Genomic DNA, 25,901 nt, shown 5'->3' on the forward strand with positions numbered 1-25,901 from the left:
GGGGAGGGTTGGGGTGGGGTCATGTATCTTTTATTTACCAGCCCCTTCGACATCTTCTGAGCTTTTCGTCAGGTAATACGCGCCTAAAATTGGGATTGCCGTCAGGCACATCACGCACAGCGCAACCACGTTCGTGACAGGTACGTCACGCGGACGGTTAAGCTGATTCAGCAGCCACAGCGGCAAGGTGCGCTCATGGCCTGCGGTGAAGGTGGTGACGATGATTTCATCAAATGACAGAGCGAACGCCAGCATTCCGCCCGCCAGCATGGCGGATGCCAAACTCGGCAGCATCACGTGACGGAAGGTTTGCCAGCCATCGGCGCCCAGATCCATTGAGGCTTCAATCAAGCTGTGCGACGTGCGGCGAAAACGGGCAATGACGTTATTGAATACAATCACCACGCAGAAAGTGGCGTGACCAATCACAATCGTCATCATCCCCGGTTCCATGTTGAGCGTTTTAAACGCCGAGAGCAGTGCAATACCTGTGACGATGCCGGGCAACGCAATCGGTAATAGGATCAGAAAGCTGATGGTCTGCTTGCCAAAAAACTCACGACGATACAGCGCAGCCGCCGCCAAGGTGCCAAGAATGAGCGCGATGGTGGTTGCCATGGCAGCGATTTGTACCGAGAGCCATAGGGCATCCCAAACATCCTGCCGTCCCGCGGCAACCTCAAACCAGTGCAGCGTGAAGCCTTTTGGCGGGAAGCTGAACGCCGAGTCTTCGGTGTTAAAGGCATAGGCGGCAATAATTAAAATCGGGAAGTGTAAAAACACTAACCCACCCCACGCGGCGATTTTTAGTCCCCACGGTGCAGCGTTGAGATCAGAGCGCATCGAAAGCCCCCAAACGTTTCACGATGGTTAGATAGATAGCAATCAGCACGATAGGCACCAGCGTGAAGGCCGCGGCCATCGGCATATTGCCAATCGCCCCTTGCTGGGCATATACCATGCTGCCGATGAAGTAACCGGGAGGCCCCACCAGCTGCGGCACAATGAAGTCACCTAGCGTGAGGGAGAAGGTAAAAATCGATCCTGCGGCAATGCCTGGAATCGCCAAGGGCAGCACGATATGACGGAAAGTTTGCACCGGACGCGCACCGAGATCCGCAGAGGCTTGTAATAGCGTTGGCGGCAAACGTTCTAGCGCGGCCTGAATCGGCAAAATCATGAACGGCAGCCAGATGTAAACAAACACCATGAAGCGCCCAAGGCCTGACGTTGACAGCGTGCTGCCGCCAATATCGGGGATCCCCAGCACCCACGCCAGTACCGGTTCCAATCCCATATAATGCAGGAACCATTGCGCGACGCCGTCTTTCGCTAACAACAGCGTCCACGCATACACTTTGACGATATAGCTGGCCCACATCGGCATCATAATGGCGATGTAGAAGAAGGCTTTGCTACGGCCACTGGTGTAACGCGCCATGTAGTACGCAATGGGAAATGCCAGCAGTCCACAGGCCAGAGAAACCAAAATCGCCATCGTTAACGTGCGCACAATGATGTCGTAATTCGATGGGTTGAACAGCGCCTTGAGGTTGTCGAGCGTGAAATCCGGCGTTACCGTCATGGTGAAATCATCAAAGGTATATGCCCCCTGCCACAGCAAGGTGAACAATGACCCTAGATAAATCACTCCAAACCACAGCAGCGGCGGCGTGAGTAACAGCAGCAAATAGAGCGTCGGGCGGCGGTATAAAAACGTTGAGAACCGGCGCGCCGGACGGTTACGAACTTCGGTGTAGTCCATGCCCATCTCCATCTCAGCGATCTCCCGCCAGCGCCACCATCGCATTCCTTTCCCAGCACAGGCGAACCGGTTCACCGGTATTCCGCACCGGCTGTAAAAGCTGCTCTTGCGTATTGCCCTGACTCACGAACAAACGCACACCGTTATCGATCATCACTTCATAGCGCGTTGCAGCCCCTTGGTAATGGACGTCGCGTAAAATGCCCTGAACGTGGATCTCTTCTGGCTTCGCCACATCACGCGCGAAACGAATATGCTCTGGACGGATCGAGAAGATCCCTGGCTGCCCGAGCAGAGTTTCTGCCGATGGGCCTCGAATAACGTTTGAAGTACCGACGAATTCGGCCACAAAGGCGGTTTCCGGCTGCATATAAAGCTTCTGCGGCGTATCAACCTGTTCAATTCGCCCTTTGCTAAATACCGCCACGCGATCGGACATCGACAGCGCTTCGCTTTGATCGTGGGTGACAAAAATGAAGGTGATCCCCAGTTGACGTTGGAGCTTTTTCAGCTCGGTTTGCATCTGCTCGCGTAGCTTCAGATCGAGTGCACCTAGCGGTTCATCCAGCAGCAAAACGCGTGGACGGTTCACCAGCGCACGCGCCAAAGCCACACGCTGACGCTGACCACCGGAGAGTTGGGAAGGTTTGCGCTCGCCATAATCGGCCAGCGCAACGCTGTTAAGCGCTTCACGGGCACGGCTCTGGCGCTCATTTTTAGCGATGCCTTTCACCATCAGCCCGTAGGCAATATTCTCCAGCACGCTCATGTGGGGAAATAGCGCGTAATCCTGAAACACGGTATTCACATCACGCTGATAAGGCGGTAATCCGGCGGCCTCTTGGCCTTGAATACGGATAGAGCCACTGGTTGGCTGCTCAAAGCCCGCAATTAAACGCAAACAGGTGGTTTTCCCCGAACCTGAAGGCCCTAGCAGGGAGAAAAACTCGCCCTCTTTAATCGTCAACGAAACGCGATCGACCGCATGAACGTCGCCGTAGAGTTTGGATACATCAATTAATTCAACAGAGCCGCTCATTTTTATGTTCTCCGACAAAACTGTAACAGCATCCCCCTCCCAGCCTCCCCCTTTACAGGGGGAGGAGCACACCGAACGCACAGGCAAAGACCACGCGATTCGATGCCCTTCGTTAAGAAGGTTTCAGGAGAGATAACAATGAATTACCTACCACCCATGATGGCGATATAGTCCTGCGTCCAACGGCTATACGGCACACACTGGCCTTGGCTTTCACACTTGGCCTGCGGTGTTTTCCAGAAGGCAATTTTGTCGAAGAATTTATATCCGTTCGCTTCGCAACCGTTGCCACCTAATAAGGTGCTGGCTTTACAGCCCTCAGGCACGGCTGGCAGAGAACCAAACCATGCGGCGACGTCACCTTGAACTTTTGGCGTGAGCTGCCAGTTCATCCACTTGTAGGCGCAGGTCAGATGCTTAGCCTGTGCGTGAACCATGGTGGTATCCGCCCAGCCTGTCGCGCCCTCTTTCGGGAATACCGCATTGATTGGCTGGCCTTCGTTTTTCAGGCCGTTAGCTTGGAATGGCCATGAACTACCGGCAGCAACGCCTTCGTTTTTGAAGTCACTCATCTGCACGGAAGCATCATGCCAATAGCGGTGAATCAACGGATGTTGAGTGCGAAGTAAATCGAGCACCGCCTGATATTGGGTTTCGTTCAGCTCATACGGATCTTTGATCCCTAGCTCAGGCTTGGCGGTTTTTAAGTAGAGCGCGGCATCGGCGATATAGATTGGGCCGTCATAGGCCTGTACGCGCCCTTTGTTGCTTTTACCATCCGGCAGGTTTTGTGGTTCGAAGATCACGCCCCACGTATCAGGCGCTTTTGGGAATACTTTGGTGTTGTACATCAGCAGGTTTGGCCCCCACTGATATGGGGTGCCGTAAACTTCGCCTTTAACGGTATACCACGGACCGTTGACCATACGAGGGTCGAGGTTTTTCCAATTCGGAATTAAAGCAGGATTGATCGGCTGAACGCGTTTGCCATAGATTAGGCGCAATGAGGCATCGCCGGACGCGGTAACCAGATCATAGCCGCCTTTGGCCATCAGGCTAACCATCTCATCGGAGGTCGCTGCCGTTTTGATATTGACCTTGCAGCCGGTGTCTTTTTCAAACTGGGTCACCCAGTCATAGTTTTTATCGCTTTGGCCACGTTCGATATAACCTGGCCATGTAATGATGTCGAGCTGCCCTTCTGCCGGGCCGAGCTTTTGCGGTAGTCCATCGGCCTGAGCTGTTGCAATCCCACCCAGTCCGCTGATACAGAGCGCTGAAAGCGCCGTGATAACTGTATTTTTCATTGCTATCCCCTGTCTGTGTCGTGTTGCTATTTAGTGCGGCAGATGGACTGCCTGCATTGTTATGTAATCACTTGATTCGTGCTTAAAACTGCGTTTTTACTTTCGCCATGATGTGACGCACAACGCTGTAATCCTGCAAAGCATCACCGGATAAATCCTTGCCATAGCCAGAGCGCTTGAGGCCTCCGTGCGGCATTTCACTCACCAGCGTGAAGTGGGTATTGATCCACGTGGTTCCGTACTGAAGCTGCGCCGCTAGCTGCCACGCCCGATCGATATTTTTGGTCCAAACGGAAGACGCGAGGCCGTATTCAGATTCATTCGCCCATTGCAACGCCTGCTCCAATGAATCAACCGGCGTAATACTGACGACGGGGCCAAAAACCTCACGCTGAACAATTTCATCCTGCTGCTGACAGCCTGCGAGGATCGTGGGTGGATAGAAAAAACCGGGGCCGGAATGCATCTGCGCACCGGTGATCCGTTCGATATGCGGATGACCCAACGCCCGCTCAACAAAACTAGCCACGCGGTCGCGCTGTCTGGCGCTAATAAGAGGCCCCATTTCATTTTCGCTATCGTTGCTGCGCGCATAGCGTAAAGAACTGGCTGCGTGGCCGAGAGATTCCACCAGCGCGTCATAAATTTTGCGGTCGGCGTAAACACGACAAGCCGCGGTACAATCCTGTCCGGCGTTATAGAAACCGTAGCGGCGTACTCCCGCGACCACTTCATCTAAATCGGCGTCATCGCACACGATCACCGGCGCTTTGCCGCCCAGCTCCAAATGCGTGCGTTTTACGTTCTTGACCGCCGCCTGCATGATTTTCTGCCCGGTCACGATGTCGCCGGTAAGGGAAACCATGCGTACCAGCGGATGATTTACCAGATAATTCCCCACGGTTTCGCCGCGCCCATAAACGACGTTAATTACGCCCGTTGGCACGATATGGCGTAATAAAGGGATCAGCGCCAGTGTGGAAAGTGGTGTGTGTTCGGAGGGTTTGAAGACCACGGTATTACCCGCGGCTAGCGCAGGAGCCATTTTCCATGCAGCCATCATCAAGGGATAATTCCATGGCGCAATAGATGCCACCACGCCGATAGCATCACGGCGGATCATCGAAGTATGACCTTCCAGATATTCCCCCCTAACTGCCCACGCTGACAGCGGACCGCACCGGCGAAATAGCGGAAGGTATCAATAGCGGCGGGAATATCGTCTGAAAGAGCCTGATGATAGGGTTTGCCGCAGTTAAGAGATTCAAGTTCGGCAAACATAGTGGCATGGCGTTCAATCACATCGGCAATGGCCAATAATACGGCAGCGCGTCGAGCCGGAATGGTGCGAGACCATGATAGAAAAGCGCGTTGTGCAGACTCAACGGCATCGGAAACCTGCTGGGCAGACGCTTCGGCGAGCAACAACAAAACCTCACCGCTGGCCGGATTGAGCAATTGCTCTTCTGGGCCTTCTCCTGCGACCAGCAGACCATCAATGAATTGCTGTGTGTTAAGTCCTTGCGTCGCGCTGCTCATGCTGCGTTCCTCTAGGGCAAAATTGACATTACTAAAATGTCAATTACTTGTAATTAAAATGTAAATTAATTAATTTTAGCCTAGAGCAGCCGCTAGCCAGCGGCAAATACGAAATTATGAACGCTGCATTCGATTATTTAGATACCTGATGTTTTATAGGGATATAGCGATGTCATAGCTTGCGAGCCCCACCATTCTCGCGAGCAATTTGTAGAAACGGGGTGACGAGCTCTGGTCTTGCGCTGCCGCGCCGCCATGCCAATCCCACATCCAGCGGTTCTGGCGTATCCACCAGCGTGCGGGCTTCAATCATATTTCCCTCAAGCGACCACGGGCGATAGGCCATATCAGGAAGCAGAGCGACACCAATTCCAGCCGCAACCAAGCTGCGAACGGCCTCGGTAGACGCGGTGCGCATGGCAATAGTCGGCGTCAGTTTAGCTTTCTCCCAGATACGGCGTAGATGGCTGCCCATCTCATCGGTGTTGAGCTGAATGAGCGGTTCTTTCACCACGTCGGCCAAACGGATGCTGTCGTTTTCCAGCAACGGATGCAGCGGCGGGAGCCATAAGCGATACGGCGAGTGCATCAGCACTTCGGTTTGCAGCGCATCTCGGTCTTCGAGGTTCGATAAAATAAGCACCCCGATATCAATCTCGCCGTTTACCAATAAGTGTTCGATATAGGGGCGTTCATCTTCAACCAGTTGGGTGGTGACATTGGGATACGCCGCACGAAAACGGGTGAGCATATCCACCAGAAAGTAACCAGCGACAAGGCTAGTCACGCCAATTTTTAGCGTTCCACTCAGGTTCTCGCAGCCCAGCTCCAGGCTGCGCTTGGCATTTTCAACCGTGGCGAGAATCAAATATGACTGGCGTAGAAATTGATGTCCTTGGTGGGTGAGATCCATTCCCTTCGCGTGGCGCTTAAACAATACGGCGCCAATCTCCTGTTCCAGCAACTGAATGGCCTGCGTTAGCGAGGACTGGGAAACAAAAACCGTCTGCGCAGCCGCAGAAATCGAGCCGGTTTCGGCAACGGCAATAAAATGGCGAAGCTGGCGTAAGGTCATCATGGGAAGATCATCCGTTTGGGTGCTGATGATCAAAGTGTAGACAGGAAAAGCATCTCGTTCGGTTTTATGTCAAAAGTATGACGGCGTTCGGATTTTCCGAATTCATATTTCTACTTGGGTGGGAAAACTACTGGGGGCGGGGAATATGAAAATTGCGGAGTGCTGAATAGACGAAAGCCCTGAGTCATTGCTGACTCAGGGCTTCTGAATGTGGCGGAACGGACGGGGCTCGAACCCGCGACCCCCTGCGTGACAGGCAGGTATTCTAACCAACTGAACTACCGCTCCGCGTTGTTCCTTGTGGGAACGATGCGGATAATACGGATACCGCTCTGAGTCGTCAACTGTTTTTCTAACAAAGAATTTCAACTGAGCGCTTTTTCATCTTTTTGGCTATTTTTCAACAGATTCCGCGCAAAAAACTACTCAGCTTCAGCGCGCCATAAACAGCTGCCGCCCTTCTTTTGCACCAAATCAAGCCGATGCTCATGCTCAGCTAATTCATCCGCATTGGCTCTCACCACTTTTAGCGCGTGTGCTTTACGAATTATCTTTTGTACTTCGCCTGTAGGCCTCGCTTTCTCACCTTCGCTTTCCATGGAGAATGTGAGAGACGTTTGCCCACCCGTCATCGTTAAATAGACGTCGGCCAGTATTTGGGAGTCAAGTAATGCGCCGTGCAGTGTTCGCTTGGTGTTATCTATTTCGTAGCGATTGCATAAGGCATCCAAACTGTTGCGCTTGCCGGGGAACAAGCGGCGCGCCATCACCAAGCTATCGGTGATCTTACAGAAGGTTTCCGTCTTCGGAATATCGCGATTGAGCTTACGGAACTCGTAGTCCATAAACCCGATATCAAACGGTGCATTATGAATAACCAGCTCTGCACCGCGTATGAATTCCAGAAACTCGTCGGCGATATCAGCGAAAGTCGGTTTATCCAACAGGAAATCGTCGCTGATACCGTGAACACCATAAGCCTCTGGATCGACTAAGCGATCGGGCTTGATGTAAACATGGAAGTTACGCCCCGTTAAACGACGGTTGATAACCTCAACCGCACCAATTTCAATGATTCTATGTCCTTCGTAGTGAACCCCCAGCTTATTCATACCGGTGGTTTCTGTATCGAGAACGATCTGTCGAGTTATTCCTGTGCTCATAATGTCACTTTATGTCAGACTTACGGTTTTGACTGCGGAGTAGTCTACCAGAGATGCTAAAACAGGTTGAGATTTTCACCGATGGTTCGTGCCTAGGCAACCCCGGCCCCGGTGGCTACGGTGCCATATTGCGCTACAAGCAACACGAAAAGACCCTAAGCGCAGGGTATTACCTAACTACCAACAACCGCATGGAGCTGATGGCGGCCATTGTGGCACTGGAAACGTTGAAGGATCCCTGCGAAGTGGTGCTGTGCAGCGATAGCCAATACGTTCGCCAAGGCATCACGCAGTGGATCCATAACTGGAAAAAACGCGGCTGGAAGACAGCGGATAAAAAACCGGTTAAAAATGTCGATTTATGGCAACGCCTCGACCTCGCGATTCAATCACATAAAATTGAATGGATGTGGATCAAGGGCCATGCTGGACATGTAGAGAATGAGCGCTGCGATGAATTAGCGCGTACAGCCGCAGGCTCGCCCGACAGAGATGACACCGGCTACCAGCCTGACAACAAATAAAGCCAGATGTAGGGCAACCGTTAGTCAGATCGTTTGCGGAAGCTCTTCGTCGCGCCGACGGTTCCACGCCAGCTAGCACGCTGGCTTCTCTCTCGAAGGGCGGTCGGCGTGAGAGGAACGGTTCTTTTGCGCGCCACGATAACGCTTAAGCATCCCAATACGGGTAAATGTTTGCCGAGGAATAAACCACCGCGACGATTCCACGGTAAAATTTGGCTGCGATTCTCATACAAAACTTCATAGTTTAGGAGTTGCAGCCAGTCTTGCATTCGCATCATGCTAAACATTCGGCTGCTATAAGGCAGCCGGTTACGCAGTTTGGGAACCAGTTTACCTAAGCCAATCAGGCTGGTTGGATTAAACCCGGTTAGAATAAGCCAGCCGTCGTCCACGAGCACACGATCAACCTCACGTAAGATTCGGTGAGGATCGCTGGCAAAGCTTAACGTATGCGCAAGCACGCACGCGTCAACGGATTTAGCGGCAAAAGGTAAACTGCACGGGTCTGCCATCACCTGTAGATTATCGCCTTTCACACCCACGCTGACCTGATGGGAAATGCCGCATTTTTCGGTAGAGAGCTGAGAACTCAACGTGCCGATTTTAAGAAGATGATAACCAAATAGCTTTGGCCACCATGGCGCAAGCTGCTGCTCTAATGCGGCACGGTAATACTCTCCCCAAGGGATCTCGCTCCACGACAACGGAGGAGAAATCATTCGTGTTATCTGTGCTGGTTTCATCCGTTCACCTATACAGGGGGAATACCCCAATGGAGAGCTATCGATTATGAATCTTATCAGTATCCCTGCTATGCAAGATAACTACATTTGGCTGCTCGCCAACGATCAGCAAGAATGTTTGATCGTCGATCCCGGCGTTGCGGCTCCAGCTTTACACTACCTGACGGAAAATAAGCTTACTCCTAAAGCCATCCTACTCACGCATCATCATAATGACCACGTAGGCGGCGTGGGCGAGCTCTTGCAGCACTATCCGGATATTCCCGTATATGGGCCACAAGAAACGGCCAATAAAGGCTGCACGCAGCAAGTTCGAGGACACGATGAAATTACCGTATTAGGTATGACTTTCAGCGTGTTGGATGTTCCTGGGCATACTCTCGGACATATTGCTTACTATGCCACTCCCTATCTATTTTGTGGAGACACCTTATTTTCGGCGGGTTGCGGACGTATTTTTGAAGGTACGCCTGAGCAAATGTATGCCTCTTTACAGCTCATTGCGCAACTTCCTGATAACACCTTAGTTTGTTGCGCTCATGAATATACTGAGTCAAATCTTAGGTTTGCAAGATACGTTTTACCAGAAAACAAAGAGATTGAAACATATCAGAAACAAGTTCACGAGTTACGGTTAAAACACCAACCTAGCGTGCCTTCTTTACTCAAAATTGAGAAGGAAATTAATCCTTTTTTACGTTGTTATGACAATGATTTACAACGAAATTTAGGATTCGAAAATCAACCAATTAAGACTTGGCAAGTTTTTGCCCGCCTACGCGACATGAAAGACAGCTTCTAAAGCTTTTTGTTGTGTTTTGAGGCTAGGCAAAGTATTATTGCTCGTCTTTTAATCACCAGTAGACACACACATGAAGGCTAAAGCAATTATCTTTGCCTCTATGTTGCTGGTCGGGTGCCAAGGCGTAAACCACCACGCTAAAGAGCCCGAACAGTATGCACAGAGTTTGTCTTCAGTCAGTCGAAGTGAAGCAGGACAGCCCTCAAAGGACGCTCGAGCGACCTCCGCGCGATGGCTCAACGAAAGTAGTAGTGACATTGCGCAGAAAGATTTGTGGGGCTTCATTAGTGACGATCTGAAGATGAAGGTTCCGGACAATAGCCGGATCCGCGAACAAAAAAATAAGTTTTTAAGAAATAAGAGCTATCTCCACGATGTAACATTACGGGCAGAGCCGTATATGTACTGGATAGTCGAGCAGATTAAGCAACGTAAAATGCCGATGGAACTGGTACTACTACCCATAGTGGAGAGCGCTTTTAACCCACACGCAACGTCATCAGCTAACGCCGCAGGGCTTTGGCAGATAGTTCCTCAGACGGGGCGCAATTACGGGTTGAAACAGAACCAGTGGTATGACGGTCGACGTGATGTTGCCGCCTCTACTACCGCCGCATTGGATATGATGCAGCGAATGAACCGCATGTTTGGCGGTGACTGGTTATTGACGGTGGCTGCATTCAATAGCGGTGAAGGCCGTGTGATGCAGGCAGTCAAAGCGAATAAGCGTAAAGGTTTGCCGACTGATTTTTGGTCATTATCATTGCCACGCGAAACATCTATCTATGTTCCAAAGATGCTAGCACTGAGCGATCTGATCAAAAATAATAAACGTTATGGCATTAAACTGCCGCAGTCTAACGACCAACGTGCACTGGCAAAAGTTGATGTAGGGCAACAGATTCAGTTGACTCAGGCCGCAGAAATGGCGGGCATGTCTCTGACGAAGATTAAGGCATTTAATCCTGGTTACAAAAAGAATGTAACCGCGCCAAATGGCCCGCACTACATCATGGTGCCAAAAGCACATGTTGAGCAGTTTAAAGATTCACTGGCCGAAGGCGAGATTGCAGCAATCCAGCCCAACGCACAGTTAGCATCAACGAACACCTCGTCTAAAGCGAAGGTTTCAGGCTATAAAGTTCGTTCGGGCGATACGATATCTGCAATTGCTAAGCGTTTAAATATCAGTCAGAAAGAGTTGTTGAGCATGAATAACCTGCGCAGCAACAGCAAACTGAAAGCCGGTCAGACATTGCAGGTGGCGAATAACGCCAGCACGTCGATCGCTGATAACAGCAGCATTACTTACAAGGTACGTAAAGGCGACTCACTGGCCAGCATTGCAAAACGTCATGGTGTAAACATCAATGATGTGATGCGTTGGAACAGCGTCATTACTAAAGCGAGTCAAATCCAGCCTGGCGATATGCTAACGCTGTATGTAAGAGACTCAGCTAACTCCAATAGCTAATGTTCGTAAGCAGAATCAGTTATACGCAAAAAGCGCCGAAAGGCGCTTTTTTTATAGCTAGATTTTAATCTCAGCTATTATTTAGTCAGGTTTGAAATCGACCAACAACGGATTATGGTCAGATGCCTGTGTAACTAGCACCGATGCCTCAACAACACCAAGACCACGGTAGAAAACAAAGTCTAATGGTCGTCCAAAGGCAGTACGACGGCGATCGTTGGTGAAGTTGACCTCCTGTAGCTCCATCCCACTTGCAAACCTCTGTAGCGCATTGATGCGCTGTTTGCTCCAAGCGTTAAAATCACCAGCCATGATAACTGGGCCTTTATGCAGCGCTATCTGTTCGCCAATAGGATCGAGCTGTTTACTATATACGTCCACACCCAAGCTAAAATTCACCGCATGGATATTCACAACCATTAATAACCGGCCATCAAACAGCGGATAAACAGTCACTAGCGCAGATTTCGACAACCGAATTAACGGTTCTTTTTCTCGCAACGGGCAGCAATAAACCGGGTGTGCCGCGGCCAAAGTCATCACGCCAGAAGGGTGCTGCGGAAATGAAAACGCAGGAACCTGATCGGCGGTAAGATAATTGCTTGTCGCAAATTTGACTAATTCAGGCGTAGTTTGCGCCTCTTGCAAAAGAACCAGCTGCGAGCTTCGACCATATTCTTTTAACACTGATAGCCAGTCTGAACGTTGCTGCTTAAAGATGTTCCACACCATAATGCGTAGAACATTATCTGTTGGAAGAGATTGAGTAACGGGCAATGTTTGCCCCAGCTCATTCATTGCGCCGGGGAATACTCGCTCAGCAGGAAGACCCGCCACATACCTCATGGCATAATTTTTTTTCCGCACTTTCGCCGCCTGTTAGTTAAAACTCATTCAATCATTTCAACAATCGTTCGAGAATTATACGCCTTCCACAACGACATCAAAAATAATCTAAAACACTTAACTTGTTATAGGGACTAATACTAGGAAAAACAACTGTAGCAGAAGAAATGGCGAGTAAAGCTAGGTAAGTTAGGCATGAATTAGCGCTGATTTGGCGTTACCAAAACGCAAATACAAAAAAGCCTGCTATTGCTAGCAGGCTTTTTGCAAATAAGTGGCGGAACGGACGGGGCTCGAACCCGCGACCCCCTGCGTGACAGGCAGGTATTCTAACCAACTGAACTACCGCTCCACCGATTCTTTCTCTCACATCAGCATTCGTCTGATGTCAGTTTGTTCCCGCTATTTTCCGTGTCAGGGAAAAGGAACTAATTTAAAACCTGGCAGTTCCCTACTCTCGCATGGGGAGACCCCACACTACCATCGGCGCTACGGCGTTTCACTTCTGAGTTCGGCATGGGGTCAGGTGGGACCACCGCGCTATCGCCGCCAGGCATATTCTGTTAATTAACCCGTGACCCGTATCTCTACAGCTCACCAGTCAATCCAATCTGTTCACAAGCCTACTCTTTGTGTTTCGCGTCTCTGCGTCTTAAAACACCTTGGGTGTTGTAAGGTTAAGCCTCACGGATCATTAGTACTGGTTAGCTCAACGTATCGCTACGCTTACACACCCAGCCTATCAACGTCTTAGTCTTAAACGTTCCTTTAGGAGACTCAAGGTCTCAGGGAAGACTCATCTCGAGGCAAGTTTCGCGCTTAGATGCTTTCAGCGCTTATCTTTTCCGCATTTAGCTACCGGGCAATGCCATTGGCATGACAACCCGAACACCAGTGATGCGTCCACTCCGGTCCTCTCGTACTAGGAGCAGCCCCTCTCAATCTTCCAACGCCCACGGCAGATAGGGACCGAACTGTCTCACGACGTTCTAAACCCAGCTCGCGTACCACTTTAAATGGCGAACAGCCATACCCTTGGGACCTACTTCAGCCCCAGGATGTGATGAGCCGACATCGAGGTGCCAAACACCGCCGTCGATATGAACTCTTGGGCGGTATCAGCCTGTTATCCCCGGAGTACCTTTTATCCGTTGAGCGATGGCCCTTCCATTCAGAACCACCGGATCACTATGACCTACTTTCGTACCTGCTCGAGCCGTCACTCTCGCAGTCAAGCTAGCTTATGCCATTGCACTAACCTCACGATGTCCGACCGTGATTAGCTAACCTTCGTGCTCCTCCGTTACTCTTTAGGAGGAGACCGCCCCAGTCAAACTACCCACCAGACACTGTCCTCAATCCCGATTAGGGACCGGAGTTAGAACATCAAACATTAAAGGGTGGTATTTCAAGGTTGGCTCCATGCAGACTGGCGTCCACACTTCAAAGCCTCCCACCTATCCTACACATCAAGGCTCAATGTTCAGTGTCAAGCTATAGTAAAGGTTCACGGGGTCTTTCCGTCTTGCCGCGGGTACACTGCATCTTCACAGCGAGTTCAATTTCACTGAGTCTCGGGTGGAGACAGCCTGGCCATCATTACGCCATTCGTGCAGGTCGGAACTTACCCGACAAGGAATTTCGCTACCTTAGGACCGTTATAGTTACGGCCGCCGTTTACTGGGGCTTCGATCAAGAGCTTCGCCTTGCGGCTGACCCCATCAATTAACCTTCCAGCACCGGGCAGGCGTCACACCGTATACGTCCACTTTCGTGTTTGCACAGTGCTGTGTTTTTATTAAACAGTTGCAGCCAGCTGGTATCTTCGACTGGCTTCAGCTCCATCCGCAAGGGACTTCACCTACGCGCCAGCGTGCCTTCTCCCGAAGTTACGGCACCATTTTGCCTAGTTCCTTCACCCGAGTTCTCTCAAGCGCCTTGGTATTCTCTACCTGACCACCTGTGTCGGTTTGGGGTACGATTCAATGTTACCTAGAGCTTAGAGGCTTTTCCTGGAAGCTTGGCATCAACTACTTCATCACCGTAGTGACTCGTCATCACGCCTCAGGGTTAATAAAAGCGCGGATTTACCAACGCTTTCCCCCTACACGCTTAAACCGGGACAACCGTCGCCCGGATAGCCTAGCCTTCTCCGTCCCCCCTTCGCAGTAACACCGAGTACAGGAATATTAACCTGTTTCCCATCGACTACGCCTTTCGGCCTCGCCTTAGGGGTCGACTCACCCTGCCCCGATTAACGTTGGACAGGAACCCTTGGTCTTCCGGCGAGCGGGTTTTTCACCCGCTTTATCGTTACTTATGTCAGCATTCGCACTTCTGATACCTCCAGCAACCCTCACAGGCCACCTTCAACGGCTTACAGAACGCTCCCCTACCCAACAACACCTAAGTGTCGCTGCCGCAGCTTCGGTGCATAGTTTAGCCCCGTTACATCTTCCGCGCAGGCCGACTCGACCAGTGAGCTATTACGCTTTCTTTAAATGATGGCTGCTTCTAAGCCAACATCCTGGCTGTCTATGCCTTCCCACATCGTTTCCCACTTAACTATGACTTTGGGACCTTAGCTGGCGGTCTGGGTTGTTTCCCTCTTCACGACGGACGTTAGCACCCGCCGTGTGTCTCCCGTGATAACATTCTTCGGTATTCGTAGTTTGCATCGAGTTGGTAAGTCGGGATGACCCCCTAGTCGAAACAGTGCTCTACCCCCGAAGATGAGTTCACGAGGCGCTACCTAAATAGCTTTCGGGGAGAACCAGCTATCTCCCGGTTTGATTGGCCTTTCACCCCCAGCCACAAGTCATCCGCTAATTTTTCAACATTAGTCGGTTCGGTCCTCCAGTTAGTGTTACCCAACCTTCAACCTGCCCATGGCTAGATCACCGGGTTTCGGGTCTATACCTTGCAACTTGACGCCCAGTTAAGACTCGGTTTCCCTACGGCTCCCCTATTCGGTTAACCTTGCTACAAAATATAAGTCGCTGACCCATTATACAAAAGGTACGCAGTCACCCCATAAAAGAGGCTCCCACTGCTTGTACGTACACGGTTTCAGGTTCTATTTCACTCCCCTCGCCGGGGTTCTTTTCGCCTTTCCCTCACGGTACTGGTTCACTATCGGTCAGTCAGGAGTATTTAGCCTTGGAGGATGGTCCCCCCATATTCAGACAGGATGTCACGTGTCCCGCCCTACTCATCGAACTCACAACATATGCATTTTCAAGTACGGGGCTATCACCCTGTATCGCCGGACTTTCCAGACCGTTCCTCTGACACATACGCTGATTAAGGTTCTGGGCTGTTCCCCGTTCGCTCGCCGCTACTAGGGGAATCTCGGTTGATTTCTTTTCCTCAGGGTACTTAGATGTTTCAGTTCCCCTGGTTCGCTTCGTTAAGCTATGTATTCACTTAACGATAGTGCAACGAATTGCACTGGGTTTCCCCATTCGGAAATCGTCGGCTATAACGCTTCATATCAGCTTACCGACGCTTATCGCAGATTAGCACGTCCTTCATCGCCTCTGACTGCCTAGGCATCCACCGTGTACGCTTAGTCACTTAACCTCACAACCCGAAGGTGTCTCTTAATGAACGCGGTTACGAACCGGTTCAAGACAGCATTCAAGATTGCAAAAAATTGAGAGACTGCTTAATACAAACTGTGTCAGTGTGTCTCACAGTTGCTTAAGCTTTCAAATTTCAGCTTGTTCCAGATTGTTAAAGAGCAATATCTTAAACACGACTCGTTAGAATCATCTTTAAGATTTTTCGTTCATCAGAACGGGTGATAATGTCTTTCACTCATTATCGGAATGGCGTCCCCAAGGGGATTCGAACCCCTGTTACAGCCGTGAAAGGGCAGTGTCCTAGGCCTCTAGACGATGGGGACACGAAAATACCGACAAAGCTTTCACTTTCTCGTTTCGTATCAGCATGAGTCTTAAAACTCACAACATCAACAGGTGCTCTTGCTCATTAATTTCATCAGACAATCTGTGTGGACACTGCACTTAACGCTATCTTTAGGTAAGGAGGTGATCCAACCGCAGGTTCCCCTACGGTTACCTTGTTACGACTTCACCCCAGTCATGAATCACAAAGTGGTAAGCGCCCTCCCGAAGGTTAAGCTACCTACTTCTTTTGCAACCCACTCCCATGGTGTGACGGGCGGTGTGTACAAGGCCCGGGAACGTATTCACCGTAGCATTCTGATCTACGATTACTAGCGATTCCGACTTCATGGAGTCGAGTTGCAGACTCCAATCCGGACTACGACATACTTTATGAGGTCCGCTTGCTCTCGCGAGTTCGCTTCTCTTTGTATATGCCATTGTAGCACGTGTGTAGCCCTACTCGTAAGGGCCATGATGACTTGACGTCATCCCCACCTTCCTCCGGTTTATCACCGGCAGTCTCCTTTGAGTTCCCACCATTACGTGCTGGCAACAAAGGATAAGGGTTGCGCTCGTTGCGGGACTTAACCCAACATTTCACAACACGAGCTGACGACAGCCATGCAGCACCTGTCTCAGAGTTCCCGAAGGCACTAAGCTATCTCTAGCAAATTCTCTGGATGTCAAGAGTAGGTAAGGTTCTTCGCGTTGCATCGAATTAAACCACATGCTCCACCGCTTGTGCGGGCCCCCGTCAATTCATTTGAGTTTTAACCTTGCGGCCGTACTCCCCGGGCGGTCGACTTAACGCGTTAGCTCCGGAAGCCACGCCTCAAGGGCACAACCTCCAAGTCGACATCGTTTACAGCGTGGACTACCAGGGTATCTAATCCTGTTTGCTCCCCACGCTTTCGCACCTGAGCGTCAGTCTTTGTCCAGGGGGCCGCCTTCGCCACCGGTATTCCTCCAGATCTCTACGCATTTCACCGCTACACCTGGAATTCTACCCCCCTCTACAAGACTCTAGCTGACCAGTTTCAAATGCAGTTCCCAAGTTAAGCTCGGGGATTTCACATCTAACTTAATCAACCGCCTGCGTGCGCTTTACGCCCAGTAATTCCGATTAACGCTTGCACCCTCCGTATTACCGCGGCTGCTGGCACGGAGTTAGCCGGTGCTTCTTCTGCGAGTAACGTCAATCACTGTGGTTATTAACCACAATGCCTTCCTCCTCGCTGAAAGTACTTTACAACCCGAAGGCCTTCTTCATACACGCGGCATGGCTGCATCAGGCTTGCGCCCATTGTGCAATATTCCCCACTGCTGCCTCCCGTAGGAGTCTGGACCGTGTCTCAGTTCCAGTGTGGCTGGTCATCCTCTCAGACCAGCTAGAGATCGTCGCCTAGGTGAGCCATTACCCCACCTACTAGCTAATCCCATCTGGGCACATCTGATGGCGTGAGGCCCGAAGGTCCCCCACTTTGGTCCGAAGACATCATGCGGTATTAGCTACCGTTTCCAGTAGTTATCCCCCTCCATCAGGCAGTTTCCCAGACATTACTCACCCGTCCGCCGCTCGTCACCCAGAGAGCAAGCTCTCTTGTGCTACCGCTCGACTTGCATGTGTTAGGCCTGCCGCCAGCGTTCAATCTGAGCCATGATCAAACTCTTCAATTAAAAGCTTGATTTGCTTAAACAAGTTAAGCGGTGCTCGAAAATTAACTTTCGTAATAATTCAACTAAATGAATTACTGCTTGGTCACTCTTCAAGACTTTAATATTTTATCGTCCGAGGACGTTAGATATTGTCTTGTGAGTGCCCACACAGATTGTCTGATAAATTGTTAAAGAGCAGCGAATTGCGAACATTCGTTCCAGCAACTCGGGAGGTGCATATTACGCTTTCCTCCTGAAGAGTCAAGCTTTTTCTTTTCAGAAATTCGCATTACTGCGATGCTTTTCTCTTCCTCACCGAGCGACGTTTGCGTCGTTGTTCCCGGTCAGTGGTGGCGCATTATAGGGACTTCTGAACGGCTGACAACCCCTAATTTAAAAAAACTTTTCAACCGCGCAAGTTTTAATCAAAAACTCGATTAATGGATGCTTTCTATTCATTAATCGTTTTTATATTCATCAAGCATAAAAAAGGCAGCCTATTGGCTGCCTTTCTATCTATCTTTCTATATAGATAGCTATATCGCTATCTAGAGCCTTTAGAACGCTTCTATTACCTATTATTGCTTGGCAACGATTTGTTCATCAGCAACATCTAGCGTGATGTCTTTGCCCGGAATCAGTTTTCCAGACAAAATTTGCTGTGCCAGCGGGTTCTCGATCTCCTGCTGGATAGCGCGTTTCAATGGACGAGCCCCATAGACCGGATCGAAGCCCGCTTTTGAAAGCTGTTCCAATGCCGCATCGGTGATGGTTACGCTGTAGCCTTTCTCTTCGAGACGTTGATACAGACGTTCCAACTGAATCCGCGCAATCGCCTTGATGTTCTTCTGATCTAATGGATGGAACACAACGGTTTCATCTATACGGTTAATGAACTCAGGGCGGAAGTGGTGTGATACCACACTCATCACCAACTCTTTCATTTCACCATAATCGAGCTGACCGAAGCGATCCTGAATCAAATCAGAGCCAAGGTTTGAGGTCATAATAACCACGGTGTTACGGAAATCGACCGTTCTGCCTTGCCCATCCGTCAGTCGTCCATCATCTAATACCTGCAGCAAGATGTTGAATACATCCGGATGCGCTTTTTCCACTTCATCTAACAAGATGACTGAATAAGGACGACGGCGTACAGCTTCAGTTAGATAACCACCTTCTTCATAACCGACATATCCTGGAGGTGCACCCACTAAACGTGACACAGAGTGTTTTTCCATAAACTCGGACATGTCGATACGCACCATTGCGTCATCGCTATCGAACAAGAAGTTTGCTAACGCTTTGCACAGCTCAGTTTTCCCCACACCGGTTGGACCTAAGAATAGGAAAGAACCAATTGGGCGGTTTGGATCAGACAAACCAGCACGGCTACGGCGGATCGCATTCGAAACCGCTTCTACCGCTTCATTCTGACCGATAACACGTTCATGCAGATCGTCTTCCATACGAAGTAATTTCGCACGCTCGCTTTCTAACATGCGTGATACTGGAATACCGGTCCAACGCGCCAGCACTTCTGCAATTTCAACATCGGTAACTTTATTACGCAGCAGCTTCATCGTCTTACCTTCAGACTGCGTCGCCGCTTCTAACTGTTTTTCCAAGCCAGGCAATTTGCCGTATTGGATTTCAGACATCTTCGCTAAGTCACCGACACGGCGAGCCTGCTCAAGCGCAATTTTCGCCTGTTCGATTTCAGCTTTGATATTCTGCGTACCGCTGAGCGAAGCCTTCTCAGCTTTCCACTCTTCTTCCAGTTCAGAATATTCACGCTCTTTGTGCTCTAACTCTTCGTTGAGCATCTCTAAGCGCTTTTTACTTGCTTCATCAGATTCTTTATTCAGCGCCTGCTGTTCAAGCTTGAGCTGAATAATGCGGCGCTCTAAGCGATCCAACGATTCTGGCTTAGAGTCCATCTGCATACGAATGCTCGATGCTGCCTCATCGATAAGGTCAATCGCCTTATCGGGCAGCTGACGATCCGCAATATAGCGGTGCGACAAATTCGCGGCCGCAACAATCGCAGGGTCAGTAATCTGCACGTGGTGATGCAGTTCATAGCGCTCTTTCAGTCCACGCAAAATAGCAATGGTATCTTCTACCGTTGGCTCAGCGACGAAGACTTTTTGGAAACGACGCTCAAGCGCGGCATCTTTCTCTATATATTGGCGGTATTCATCCAGCGTGGTCGCACCAACGCAATGCAACTCACCACGGGCTAATGCCGGTTTAAGCATGTTACCCGCATCCATCGCGCCGTCGCCTTTGCCTGCGCCAACCATGGTATGCAATTCATCAATAAACAGAATGACGTTGCCTTCCTGTTTTGATAGATCGCTTAATACGGCTTTCAGTCGTTCTTCGAACTCACCACGGAATTTAGCCCCAGCAATCAGTGAACCCATATCTAGGGAAAGAACGCGTTTGTTCTTCAGTCCTTCTGGAACTTCACCGTTGATAATTCGCTGTGCTAAACCTTCAACGATAGCCGTCTTACCGACCCCTGGTTCACCAATGAGAACAGGGTTGTTTTTGGTACGACGCTGTAATACCTGAATAGTACGGCGAATTTCTTCATCACGGCCGATCACCGGATCTAGTTTGCCTTGTTCGGCACGCTCGGTCAGATCGACGGTATATTTTTTCAATGCCTGACGTTGGTCTTCGGCATTCGCATCATCCACTTTTTCTCCTCCACGCATTTGCTCAATGGCGGTACTGACTTTCTGAACGTTGGCACCAGCGGCTTTCAAGATATCGCCTAAATTGCCGCGTTCTTCTAACGCCGCAAGAACAAACAGCTCAGACGAGATAAAAGTGTCATTACGTTTTTGTGCCAGCTTATCGCACAGGTTCAGCACACGAATCAGTTCGTTCGATGGCTGAACATCCCCACCAGCGCCTTCAACCTGCGGCAAACGAGAGATAGCTTGTTCAAGCTCCTGACGTAAGCTCGCGGTATTAACACCAGCAGAAGTTAATAATGGTCGAACCGTGCCCCCATCCTGATTGAGCAACGCGCTCATCAGATGTACCGGCTCTATAAATTGGTTATCACGCCCAAGTGCGAGTGACTGGGCGTCAGCGAGGGCAAGCTGGAACTTACTTGTTAAGCGATCCAGACGCATAATTCCTCCAAGACGTATCAAAGTTTCTACTGAAGAATAAGTAAGGTCTACTCAACACTTTTCAAGGTCAATTAGCACGAAAATGACTACTTTTTGTTATGAGTCAAGTGGCAAACATTAAGTACAGCTTGTGGAAATGAGGATAATTGAATAACAAAAGCCTTAAAAAATAAGGCTATCGAAACCAAATCAGCGCGGCCATTCGCCCGGTAACGGGCTCGCGACGATAAGAAAAGAAACGCGATTTATCGCTTACGGTGCAGAGATCGCCACCAGAGATCGTCTGAACACCAGCACGACGCAAACGCAAACGTGCCAACTGATAAATATCAGCTAAATATTTTTCGCCATGTTCAGTAAAAGCCTGTTCCGCATCGGCGTCTTGCTCAATAAACTTTGCCCTAACCTCGCCTCCGACTTCAAAAGCAGTCGGGCCAATCGCAGGACCAAACCAAGCAAGAATATCTTCTGGAGAAGAATCAAAACATGCCAGAGTTTGCTCCAATACGCCGTCGCATAAGCCGCGCCAGCCAGCATGTGCAGCAGCAACTTCTGTTCCCTGACGATTACAAAAGAGAACAGGCAGGCAGTCAGCGGTCATTACCGCACAAACCTGCCCTGCTATATTAGTATAAGAGGCATCGGCCTGATTATCAGCGCGATCGCTATTCTCATCTAAACGCAAAACGCGAGTGCCATGCACCTGCTCTAACCAAAATGGCTCCGTTGGCGCAGCGATAATGTCCTTCAACCGGCGGCGGTTTTCTGCCACAACAGTGCCATCATCACCAACGTGCGTCCCCAGATTTAAAGCATCATAGGGTTGAGCGCTAACCCCACCCTTTCGGGTGGTGTTAAAAGCAACAACGTTGTTTGGTGCTGGCCACAAAGGTGTGATCAACACACTCATAGCCAATCCATTTCGTCTTTGAACTCTTCAGTATCAGCCTGCAATGCTGAAATCAAATCGACCATATCCTGAGGTAATGGCGCATGCCACTCCATCTGAATACCGCTGATAGGATGGTATAAACGCAACATCGTTGCGTGCAGCGCCTGACGATCAAAGCCGCGCAGAATCGTAATAAACTCTTCCGAAGCACCTTTTGGTGGACGTGGACGGCCACCATATAACGGATCGCCTACCAGCGGATGGCTAATATGCGACATATGCACACGGATCTGGTGAGTACGACCGGTTTCCAGGCGCAAACGCAGACGTGTATGAGCACGGAAATGCTCCATAATGCGGTAATGCGTCACCGCAGGTTTCCCCATCGGGTGAACGGCCATGTGAGTACGTTTGGTTGGATGGCGTGAAATAGGCTCTTCCACTGTTCCGCCCGCCGTCATGGTACCAATTGCTACCGCTTCATATTCACGCGTAATTTCACGTGCCTGTAGTGCCTCAACCAAACGCGTCTGGGCAGGAACGGTTTTAGCCACCACCATCAGACCCGTAGTATCTTTATCTAAACGATGAACAATACCCGCACGCGGTACGTCTACAATTTCTGGATAGTAGTACAGTAAAGCATTCAGGATTGTGCCATCAGGATTACCAGCTCCTGGATGAACAACTAAGTCACGCGGTTTATTGATCACCAAAATATCGCTATCTTCATAAACGATATCTAATGGAATATTCTGCGGTTCCCAGCGAGCTTCTTCCTCAATTAGCGCATCAATGGCAATTTCTTCGCCACCGAGCACTTTTTCTTTTGGCTTGTTGATAATTTTCCCGTTAACCTTGACACGATCGTCAAGGATCCACTCTTTTATACGAGATCGTGAATAATCAGGGAACAATTCGGCCAAAGCCTGATCTAAACGATGACCAAGCTGTGATTCCGTCACCGTTGCGGTTAGTTCTACTTGTTGTGCCATATGGGTTTCTTTCGTTAACGTTGGGTTTTCTCGGCGTTGCCGTTTAAAATAATGTGCTATTGTAGCTGGTCTTTGTCGGGAGCTTAACGGAGAGTCTCCCGGAACAACACAAAAAGGGTAATCAAAACGTCATGACGCGTATGAAATATCTGGTGGCTGCCGCCACGTTGAGCCTGGCGCTGGCAGGTTGCTCCAGTTCCAAAGATGCGGTACCTGATAATCCGCCTTCAGAAATTTATGCTACCGCTCAGCAAAAGTTGCAGGACGGTAACTTTAAAGCCGCTATTACGCAACTGGAAGCGTTAGACAACCGCTATCCGTTCGGGCCTTATTCTCAGCAGGTTCAGTTGGATCTGATCTACGCCTATTACAAATCAGCTGATTTGCCAATGGCTCAGGCGTCTATCGACCGCTTCATGCGTTTGAATCCAACACATCCTAATATTGATTATGTCCTGTACATGCGCGGCCTAACTGATATGGCTTTGGATGACAGTGCACTTCAGGGATTCTTCGGTGTTGACCGTTCTGACCGCGATCCGGAGCATGCCCGTCAGGCATTCCGTGATTTTAGTCAGCTGGTACAGCGCTATCCAAATAGTCAGTACAGCGCAGATGCCACCAAACGCCTTGTCTACCTGAAAGACCGTTTGGCAAAATATGAGCTGTCCGTTGCACGATACTACACCAAACGCGGTGCTTACGTCGCTGTTGTTAACCGTGTAGAGACGATGCTGCGTAACTATCCTGATACTCAGGCAACGCGTGATGCATTACCGTTGATGGAAAATGCGTACAAACAGATGAACCTGACCGCACAGGCTGACAAAGTCGCCAAAATTATTGCTGATAACTCAGCAAAAGCGTAACAGCTCATCCTGTTTGAACAGCAAAAAGGCAGCCACTGGCTGCCTTTTTTGTATTTGATCTACAGGGTTGGAAAAATCAGAGCTCAAGAATGTAATTTTTAGGCCGTAGCAAAGCCGGAGCTTAGCCGTTTTTTCTGTCCCGACTTCCCCACTATGCTTGTTCTTCCGGTCTGACTCAAGCCCTAAATCGCCATGTCTTATTAAAAATCACAAATCGACTTATCTTTGCAAAAAGTGACAAAAATTCGTGATTTTAGTCTCACACTTTCTTGAAAACGGCGTTATTCTAAAATTACCAAGACGGAAAAGACTGAGAGGTATGTATATGACAATTAGTATCACCAGTAAGCAAATGGAAATCACCACTGCCATTCGTCAACATGTCGAGGACCGTCTAAGTAAACTGGAAAAATGGCAAACGCATCTGATTAATCCGCATATCATTTTGTCTAAAGAACCAAAATTGTATGTTGCCGATGCCACGATTAATACGCCTAACGGACAGTTGATTGCCAGCGCAAAACATGAAGACACGTATGCCGCCATCAACGAACTGATTGCTAAACTCGAACGTCAGCTCAATAAAGTACAACATAAAGGTGAAGCGCGTCGCGCAAGTACCAGTGTCAAAGAAGCTAACCTAGAAGAGGCCGACTTAGCAGAGGAAGACGTAGAATAAATCCTTCCCCCAGTTACTCATCGACTAAACGCGCCAGGAGGCGCGTTTTTTGTTGACAGGCCAAAAGTAACACAGGTAAGTTAAGTTCTGATTTTACACTCATCGCTAACCACTACGACAGGCGTTTTACATGACTCAATCTTTGTTTCTCTTCGCATTCTTTTTTACCTTCCCCTGATTGGGAGGCGTTTTTCCGTATAAAGAAAGCATGCGAAGAAAAACAAAAAAGCCTCCCAGTCGGGGGGCTTTTTTCATTTCCACGCTTACAAACTCAACTTCAATACACGATAAGAAAGGCTCGATATGACAACAGACAATCCATTACTGGCATTACGTGAGCAGATCAGCGCCGTCGATAGCAAATTACTGGCGCTATTGAGCGAACGCCGAGAGCTCGCGGAAGCCGTCGCTCGAGCTAAACAAAAAAGTCATCGTCCGATTCGAGATAAAGAGCGCGAGCGAGAACTATTGAACTCTCTGACAGAACAAGGAAAAGCGCTTAATCTTGATGGTCACTACATCACTCGTTTATTTCAGCTCATCATCGAAGACTCTGTCTTAACCCAGCAGGCACTGCTCCAACATCAATACAATCACACCACACAAAAGTCTGCTCGTATCGCTTTTCTCGGGCCAAAGGGTTCTTACTCCCACCTCGCCGCTCGCCAATATGCCGCGCGTCACTTCGAACAGCTGATTGAGTGTGGATGCCATCGTTTTCAGGATATCTTCAATCATGTTGAAACTGGTCAAGCTGACTTTGCCGTATTGCCGATTGAAAATACCAGCTCAGGCTCAATCAACGACGTTTACGACCTGCTGCAACACACTAGTCTGTCAATCGTTGGCGAGCTTACCATTCCTATTGACCATTGCGTGTTAGTCACCGGCGAGACACGTCTCAGTGATATTCAAACGGTTTACAGCCACCCTCAGCCATTCCAGCAATGCAGCCAGTTCCTTAATGCCTATCCTCAGTGGAAAATTGAATACTGTGAAAGCACCGCTGCGGCGATGGAGAAAGTCGCTGCACTCAACTCACCGCATGCCGCGGCGCTTGGCAGTGAGGCCGGTGGCTCGCTTTATGGCTTACAGCCACTGGAACAAAATCTGGCAAACCAGCAACAAAATATCACGCGTTTTATCGTTCTCGCACGTAAGGCCATTGATGTCACCTCGCAGGTGCCTGCAAAAACTACGCTGATTATGGCTACGGGGCAGCAATCAGGTGCGTTGGTAGAAGCGCTGTTAGTCTTTCGTGAGCACAATATTGTTATCACGAAATTGGAGTCTCGGCCTATCAACGGCAACCCATGGGAAGAGATGTTCTATCTGGATGTACAGGCCAATGCCAATGATGCGGCAATGAAAGCAGCGCTGAAAGATTTGCAAGCAATCACTCGTTCACTGAAAACACTCGGGTGCTACCCAAGTGAAAATATCGTTCCCGTTTAATCCCCTGTATAA

General features: G+C 49.7%; 16 protein-coding genes, 3 tRNA genes, 3 rRNA genes, 2 pseudogenes and 1 other annotated feature. Of the genes and pseudogenes, 6 read left to right on the top strand and 18 right to left on the bottom strand.

Annotated features, from left to right (window positions below):
- Window positions 1-30 precede the first annotated feature (30 nt).
- The 8 genes and pseudogenes from DSM2777_RS21170 to dnaQ all read right to left on the bottom strand — a co-directional run bounded on the left by DSM2777_RS21170 (window position 31) and on the right by dnaQ (window position 7,891).
- Window positions 31-843: an ABC transporter permease gene (locus DSM2777_RS21170; protein WP_040047057.1), complete on the bottom strand. Its 813-nt coding sequence runs from the start codon at window positions 841-843 to the stop codon at window positions 31-33.
- Window positions 833-1,765: an ABC transporter permease gene (locus DSM2777_RS21175; protein WP_369828313.1), complete on the bottom strand. Its 933-nt coding sequence runs from the start codon at window positions 1,763-1,765 to the stop codon at window positions 833-835. Before DSM2777_RS21175 ends, DSM2777_RS21170 begins: the two co-directional genes overlap by 11 nt.
- A 13-nt stretch (window positions 1,766-1,778) precedes the next feature.
- Entirely contained in the window at window positions 1,779-2,804 is a 1,026-nt protein-coding gene (locus tag DSM2777_RS21180; RefSeq protein ID WP_061555095.1) for an ABC transporter ATP-binding protein, read from the bottom strand.
- A 143-nt stretch (window positions 2,805-2,947) separates the two neighbouring features.
- Window positions 2,948-4,111, bottom strand: a complete 1,164-nt coding sequence (ydcS, locus tag DSM2777_RS21185) for a putative ABC transporter substrate-binding protein YdcS (RefSeq protein WP_040047060.1) — start codon at window positions 4,109-4,111, stop codon at window positions 2,948-2,950.
- Window positions 4,112-4,193: 82 nt separating this feature from the next.
- Window positions 4,194-5,650 (bottom strand): annotated as a pseudogene (locus tag DSM2777_RS21190) (gamma-aminobutyraldehyde dehydrogenase).
- 172 nt (window positions 5,651-5,822) lie between these two features.
- Window positions 5,823-6,728 carry a LysR substrate-binding domain-containing protein gene (locus DSM2777_RS21195; RefSeq protein ID WP_046359163.1) on the bottom strand — a complete coding sequence of 302 codons (906 nt, stop codon included), beginning with the start codon at window positions 6,726-6,728 and terminating at the stop codon, window positions 5,823-5,825.
- A 211-nt stretch (window positions 6,729-6,939) separates the two neighbouring features.
- A tRNA-Asp gene (locus DSM2777_RS21200) sits at window positions 6,940-7,016 on the bottom strand.
- Between the two features lie 134 nt (window positions 7,017-7,150).
- On the bottom strand, window positions 7,151-7,891 hold the full coding sequence (gene dnaQ, locus DSM2777_RS21205) for a DNA polymerase III subunit epsilon (protein ID WP_025800395.1): 741 nt from the start codon (window positions 7,889-7,891) through the stop codon (window positions 7,151-7,153).
- Here dnaQ and rnhA point away from each other — a divergent pair.
- Window positions 7,845-8,415: pseudogene (gene rnhA / locus DSM2777_RS21210) on the top strand (ribonuclease HI). The gene dnaQ and the pseudogene rnhA overlap by 47 nt on opposite strands.
- 20 nt (window positions 8,416-8,435) lie before the next feature.
- Here the strand turns inward: rnhA and DSM2777_RS21215 are convergent.
- Window positions 8,436-9,158, bottom strand: coding sequence for a class I SAM-dependent methyltransferase (locus DSM2777_RS21215; RefSeq protein ID WP_046458708.1), 723 nt, complete (start codon window positions 9,156-9,158; stop codon window positions 8,436-8,438).
- Window positions 9,159-9,204: 46 nt separating this feature from the next.
- Between DSM2777_RS21215 and gloB the strand changes: the two genes are divergently transcribed.
- Window positions 9,205-9,960, top strand: coding sequence for a hydroxyacylglutathione hydrolase (gene gloB / locus DSM2777_RS21220; protein ID WP_061555097.1), 756 nt, complete (start codon window positions 9,205-9,207; stop codon window positions 9,958-9,960).
- 70 nt (window positions 9,961-10,030) lie between these two features.
- Complete coding sequence (mltD, locus tag DSM2777_RS21225; protein WP_061555098.1) at window positions 10,031-11,434, top strand: murein transglycosylase D; 1,404 nt, start codon at window positions 10,031-10,033, stop codon at window positions 11,432-11,434.
- A gap of 81 nt (window positions 11,435-11,515) precedes the next feature.
- Here mltD and DSM2777_RS21230 read toward each other — a convergent pair whose 3' ends face one another.
- From DSM2777_RS21230 to rluD, 9 genes are all read right to left on the bottom strand, one after another.
- Window positions 11,516-12,280 (bottom strand): endonuclease/exonuclease/phosphatase family protein, encoded by a 765-nt coding sequence (locus DSM2777_RS21230; RefSeq protein WP_040047068.1) that lies wholly within the window; start codon window positions 12,278-12,280, stop codon window positions 11,516-11,518.
- Window positions 12,281-12,555: 275 nt separating this feature from the next.
- A tRNA-Asp gene (locus DSM2777_RS21235) sits at window positions 12,556-12,632 on the bottom strand.
- Between the two features lie 86 nt (window positions 12,633-12,718).
- Window positions 12,719-12,834: ribosomal RNA gene (rrf, locus tag DSM2777_RS21240) — 5S ribosomal RNA — on the bottom strand.
- A gap of 119 nt (window positions 12,835-12,953) precedes the next feature.
- Window positions 12,954-15,862: ribosomal RNA gene (locus tag DSM2777_RS21245) — 23S ribosomal RNA — on the bottom strand.
- Between the two features lie 249 nt (window positions 15,863-16,111).
- A tRNA-Glu gene (locus DSM2777_RS21250) sits at window positions 16,112-16,187 on the bottom strand.
- Window positions 16,188-16,325: 138 nt separating this feature from the next.
- Window positions 16,326-17,868, bottom strand: a 16S ribosomal RNA gene (locus DSM2777_RS21255).
- The 16S, 23S and 5S rRNA genes sit together here with 2 tRNA genes alongside, the layout of an rRNA operon.
- Before the next feature lie 557 nt (window positions 17,869-18,425).
- Window positions 18,426-20,999, bottom strand: coding sequence for an ATP-dependent chaperone ClpB (clpB, locus tag DSM2777_RS21260; protein ID WP_061555099.1), 2,574 nt, complete (start codon window positions 20,997-20,999; stop codon window positions 18,426-18,428).
- A gap of 175 nt (window positions 21,000-21,174) precedes the next feature.
- Window positions 21,175-21,909 carry a purine nucleoside phosphorylase YfiH gene (gene yfiH, locus DSM2777_RS21265; protein ID WP_061555100.1) on the bottom strand — a complete coding sequence of 245 codons (735 nt, stop codon included), beginning with the start codon at window positions 21,907-21,909 and terminating at the stop codon, window positions 21,175-21,177.
- Window positions 21,906-22,886 (bottom strand): 23S rRNA pseudouridine(1911/1915/1917) synthase RluD, encoded by a 981-nt coding sequence (gene rluD, locus DSM2777_RS21270; protein WP_025801528.1) that lies wholly within the window; start codon window positions 22,884-22,886, stop codon window positions 21,906-21,908. Before rluD ends, yfiH begins: the two co-directional genes overlap by 4 nt.
- Window positions 22,887-23,017: 131 nt before the next feature.
- On the opposite strand from rluD, the gene bamD reads away from it, so the two are divergent.
- From bamD to pheA, 3 genes are all read left to right on the top strand, one after another.
- Entirely contained in the window at window positions 23,018-23,755 is a 738-nt protein-coding gene (bamD, locus tag DSM2777_RS21275) for an outer membrane protein assembly factor BamD (protein WP_061555101.1), read from the top strand.
- A 325-nt stretch (window positions 23,756-24,080) separates the two neighbouring features.
- Window positions 24,081-24,434 carry a ribosome-associated translation inhibitor RaiA gene (gene raiA, locus DSM2777_RS21280; protein ID WP_061555454.1) on the top strand — a complete coding sequence of 118 codons (354 nt, stop codon included), beginning with the start codon at window positions 24,081-24,083 and terminating at the stop codon, window positions 24,432-24,434.
- A 129-nt stretch (window positions 24,435-24,563) separates the two neighbouring features.
- Window positions 24,564-24,689 (top strand) — a sequence feature (Phe leader region).
- 48 nt (window positions 24,690-24,737) lie between these two features.
- Window positions 24,738-25,889, top strand: coding sequence for a bifunctional chorismate mutase/prephenate dehydratase (pheA, locus tag DSM2777_RS21285; RefSeq protein WP_046458348.1), 1,152 nt, complete (start codon window positions 24,738-24,740; stop codon window positions 25,887-25,889).
- Window positions 25,890-25,901: the final 12 nt, after the last annotated feature.

This window comes from Obesumbacterium proteus (assembly GCF_001586165.1).
GTDB classification, from domain to species: Bacteria; Pseudomonadota; Gammaproteobacteria; order Enterobacterales; family Enterobacteriaceae; genus Hafnia; species Hafnia protea.

Coding starts and splice junctions, on each gene's coding strand:
- DSM2777_RS21170 (WP_040047057.1), bottom strand. CDS start 843: ATGCGCTCTGATCTCAACGCTGCACCGTGGGGACTAAAAATCGCCGCG.
- DSM2777_RS21175 (WP_369828313.1), bottom strand. CDS start 1,765: ATGGACTACACCGAAGTTCGTAACCGTCCGGCGCGCCGGTTCTCAACG.
- DSM2777_RS21180 (WP_061555095.1), bottom strand. CDS start 2,804: ATGAGCGGCTCTGTTGAATTAATTGATGTATCCAAACTCTACGGCGAC.
- ydcS (WP_040047060.1), bottom strand. CDS start 4,111: ATGAAAAATACAGTTATCACGGCGCTTTCAGCGCTCTGTATCAGCGGA.
- DSM2777_RS21195 (WP_046359163.1), bottom strand. CDS start 6,728: ATGATGACCTTACGCCAGCTTCGCCATTTTATTGCCGTTGCCGAAACC.
- dnaQ (WP_025800395.1), bottom strand. CDS start 7,891: ATGAGCACAGGAATAACTCGACAGATCGTTCTCGATACAGAAACCACC.
- DSM2777_RS21215 (WP_046458708.1), bottom strand. CDS start 9,158: ATGAAACCAGCACAGATAACACGAATGATTTCTCCTCCGTTGTCGTGG.
- gloB (WP_061555097.1), top strand. CDS start 9,205: ATGAATCTTATCAGTATCCCTGCTATGCAAGATAACTACATTTGGCTG.
- mltD (WP_061555098.1), top strand. CDS start 10,031: ATGAAGGCTAAAGCAATTATCTTTGCCTCTATGTTGCTGGTCGGGTGC.
- DSM2777_RS21230 (WP_040047068.1), bottom strand. CDS start 12,280: ATGAGGTATGTGGCGGGTCTTCCTGCTGAGCGAGTATTCCCCGGCGCA.
- clpB (WP_061555099.1), bottom strand. CDS start 20,999: ATGCGTCTGGATCGCTTAACAAGTAAGTTCCAGCTTGCCCTCGCTGAC.
- yfiH (WP_061555100.1), bottom strand. CDS start 21,909: ATGAGTGTGTTGATCACACCTTTGTGGCCAGCACCAAACAACGTTGTT.
- rluD (WP_025801528.1), bottom strand. CDS start 22,886: ATGGCACAACAAGTAGAACTAACCGCAACGGTGACGGAATCACAGCTT.
- bamD (WP_061555101.1), top strand. CDS start 23,018: ATGACGCGTATGAAATATCTGGTGGCTGCCGCCACGTTGAGCCTGGCG.
- raiA (WP_061555454.1), top strand. CDS start 24,081: ATGACAATTAGTATCACCAGTAAGCAAATGGAAATCACCACTGCCATT.
- pheA (WP_046458348.1), top strand. CDS start 24,738: ATGACAACAGACAATCCATTACTGGCATTACGTGAGCAGATCAGCGCC.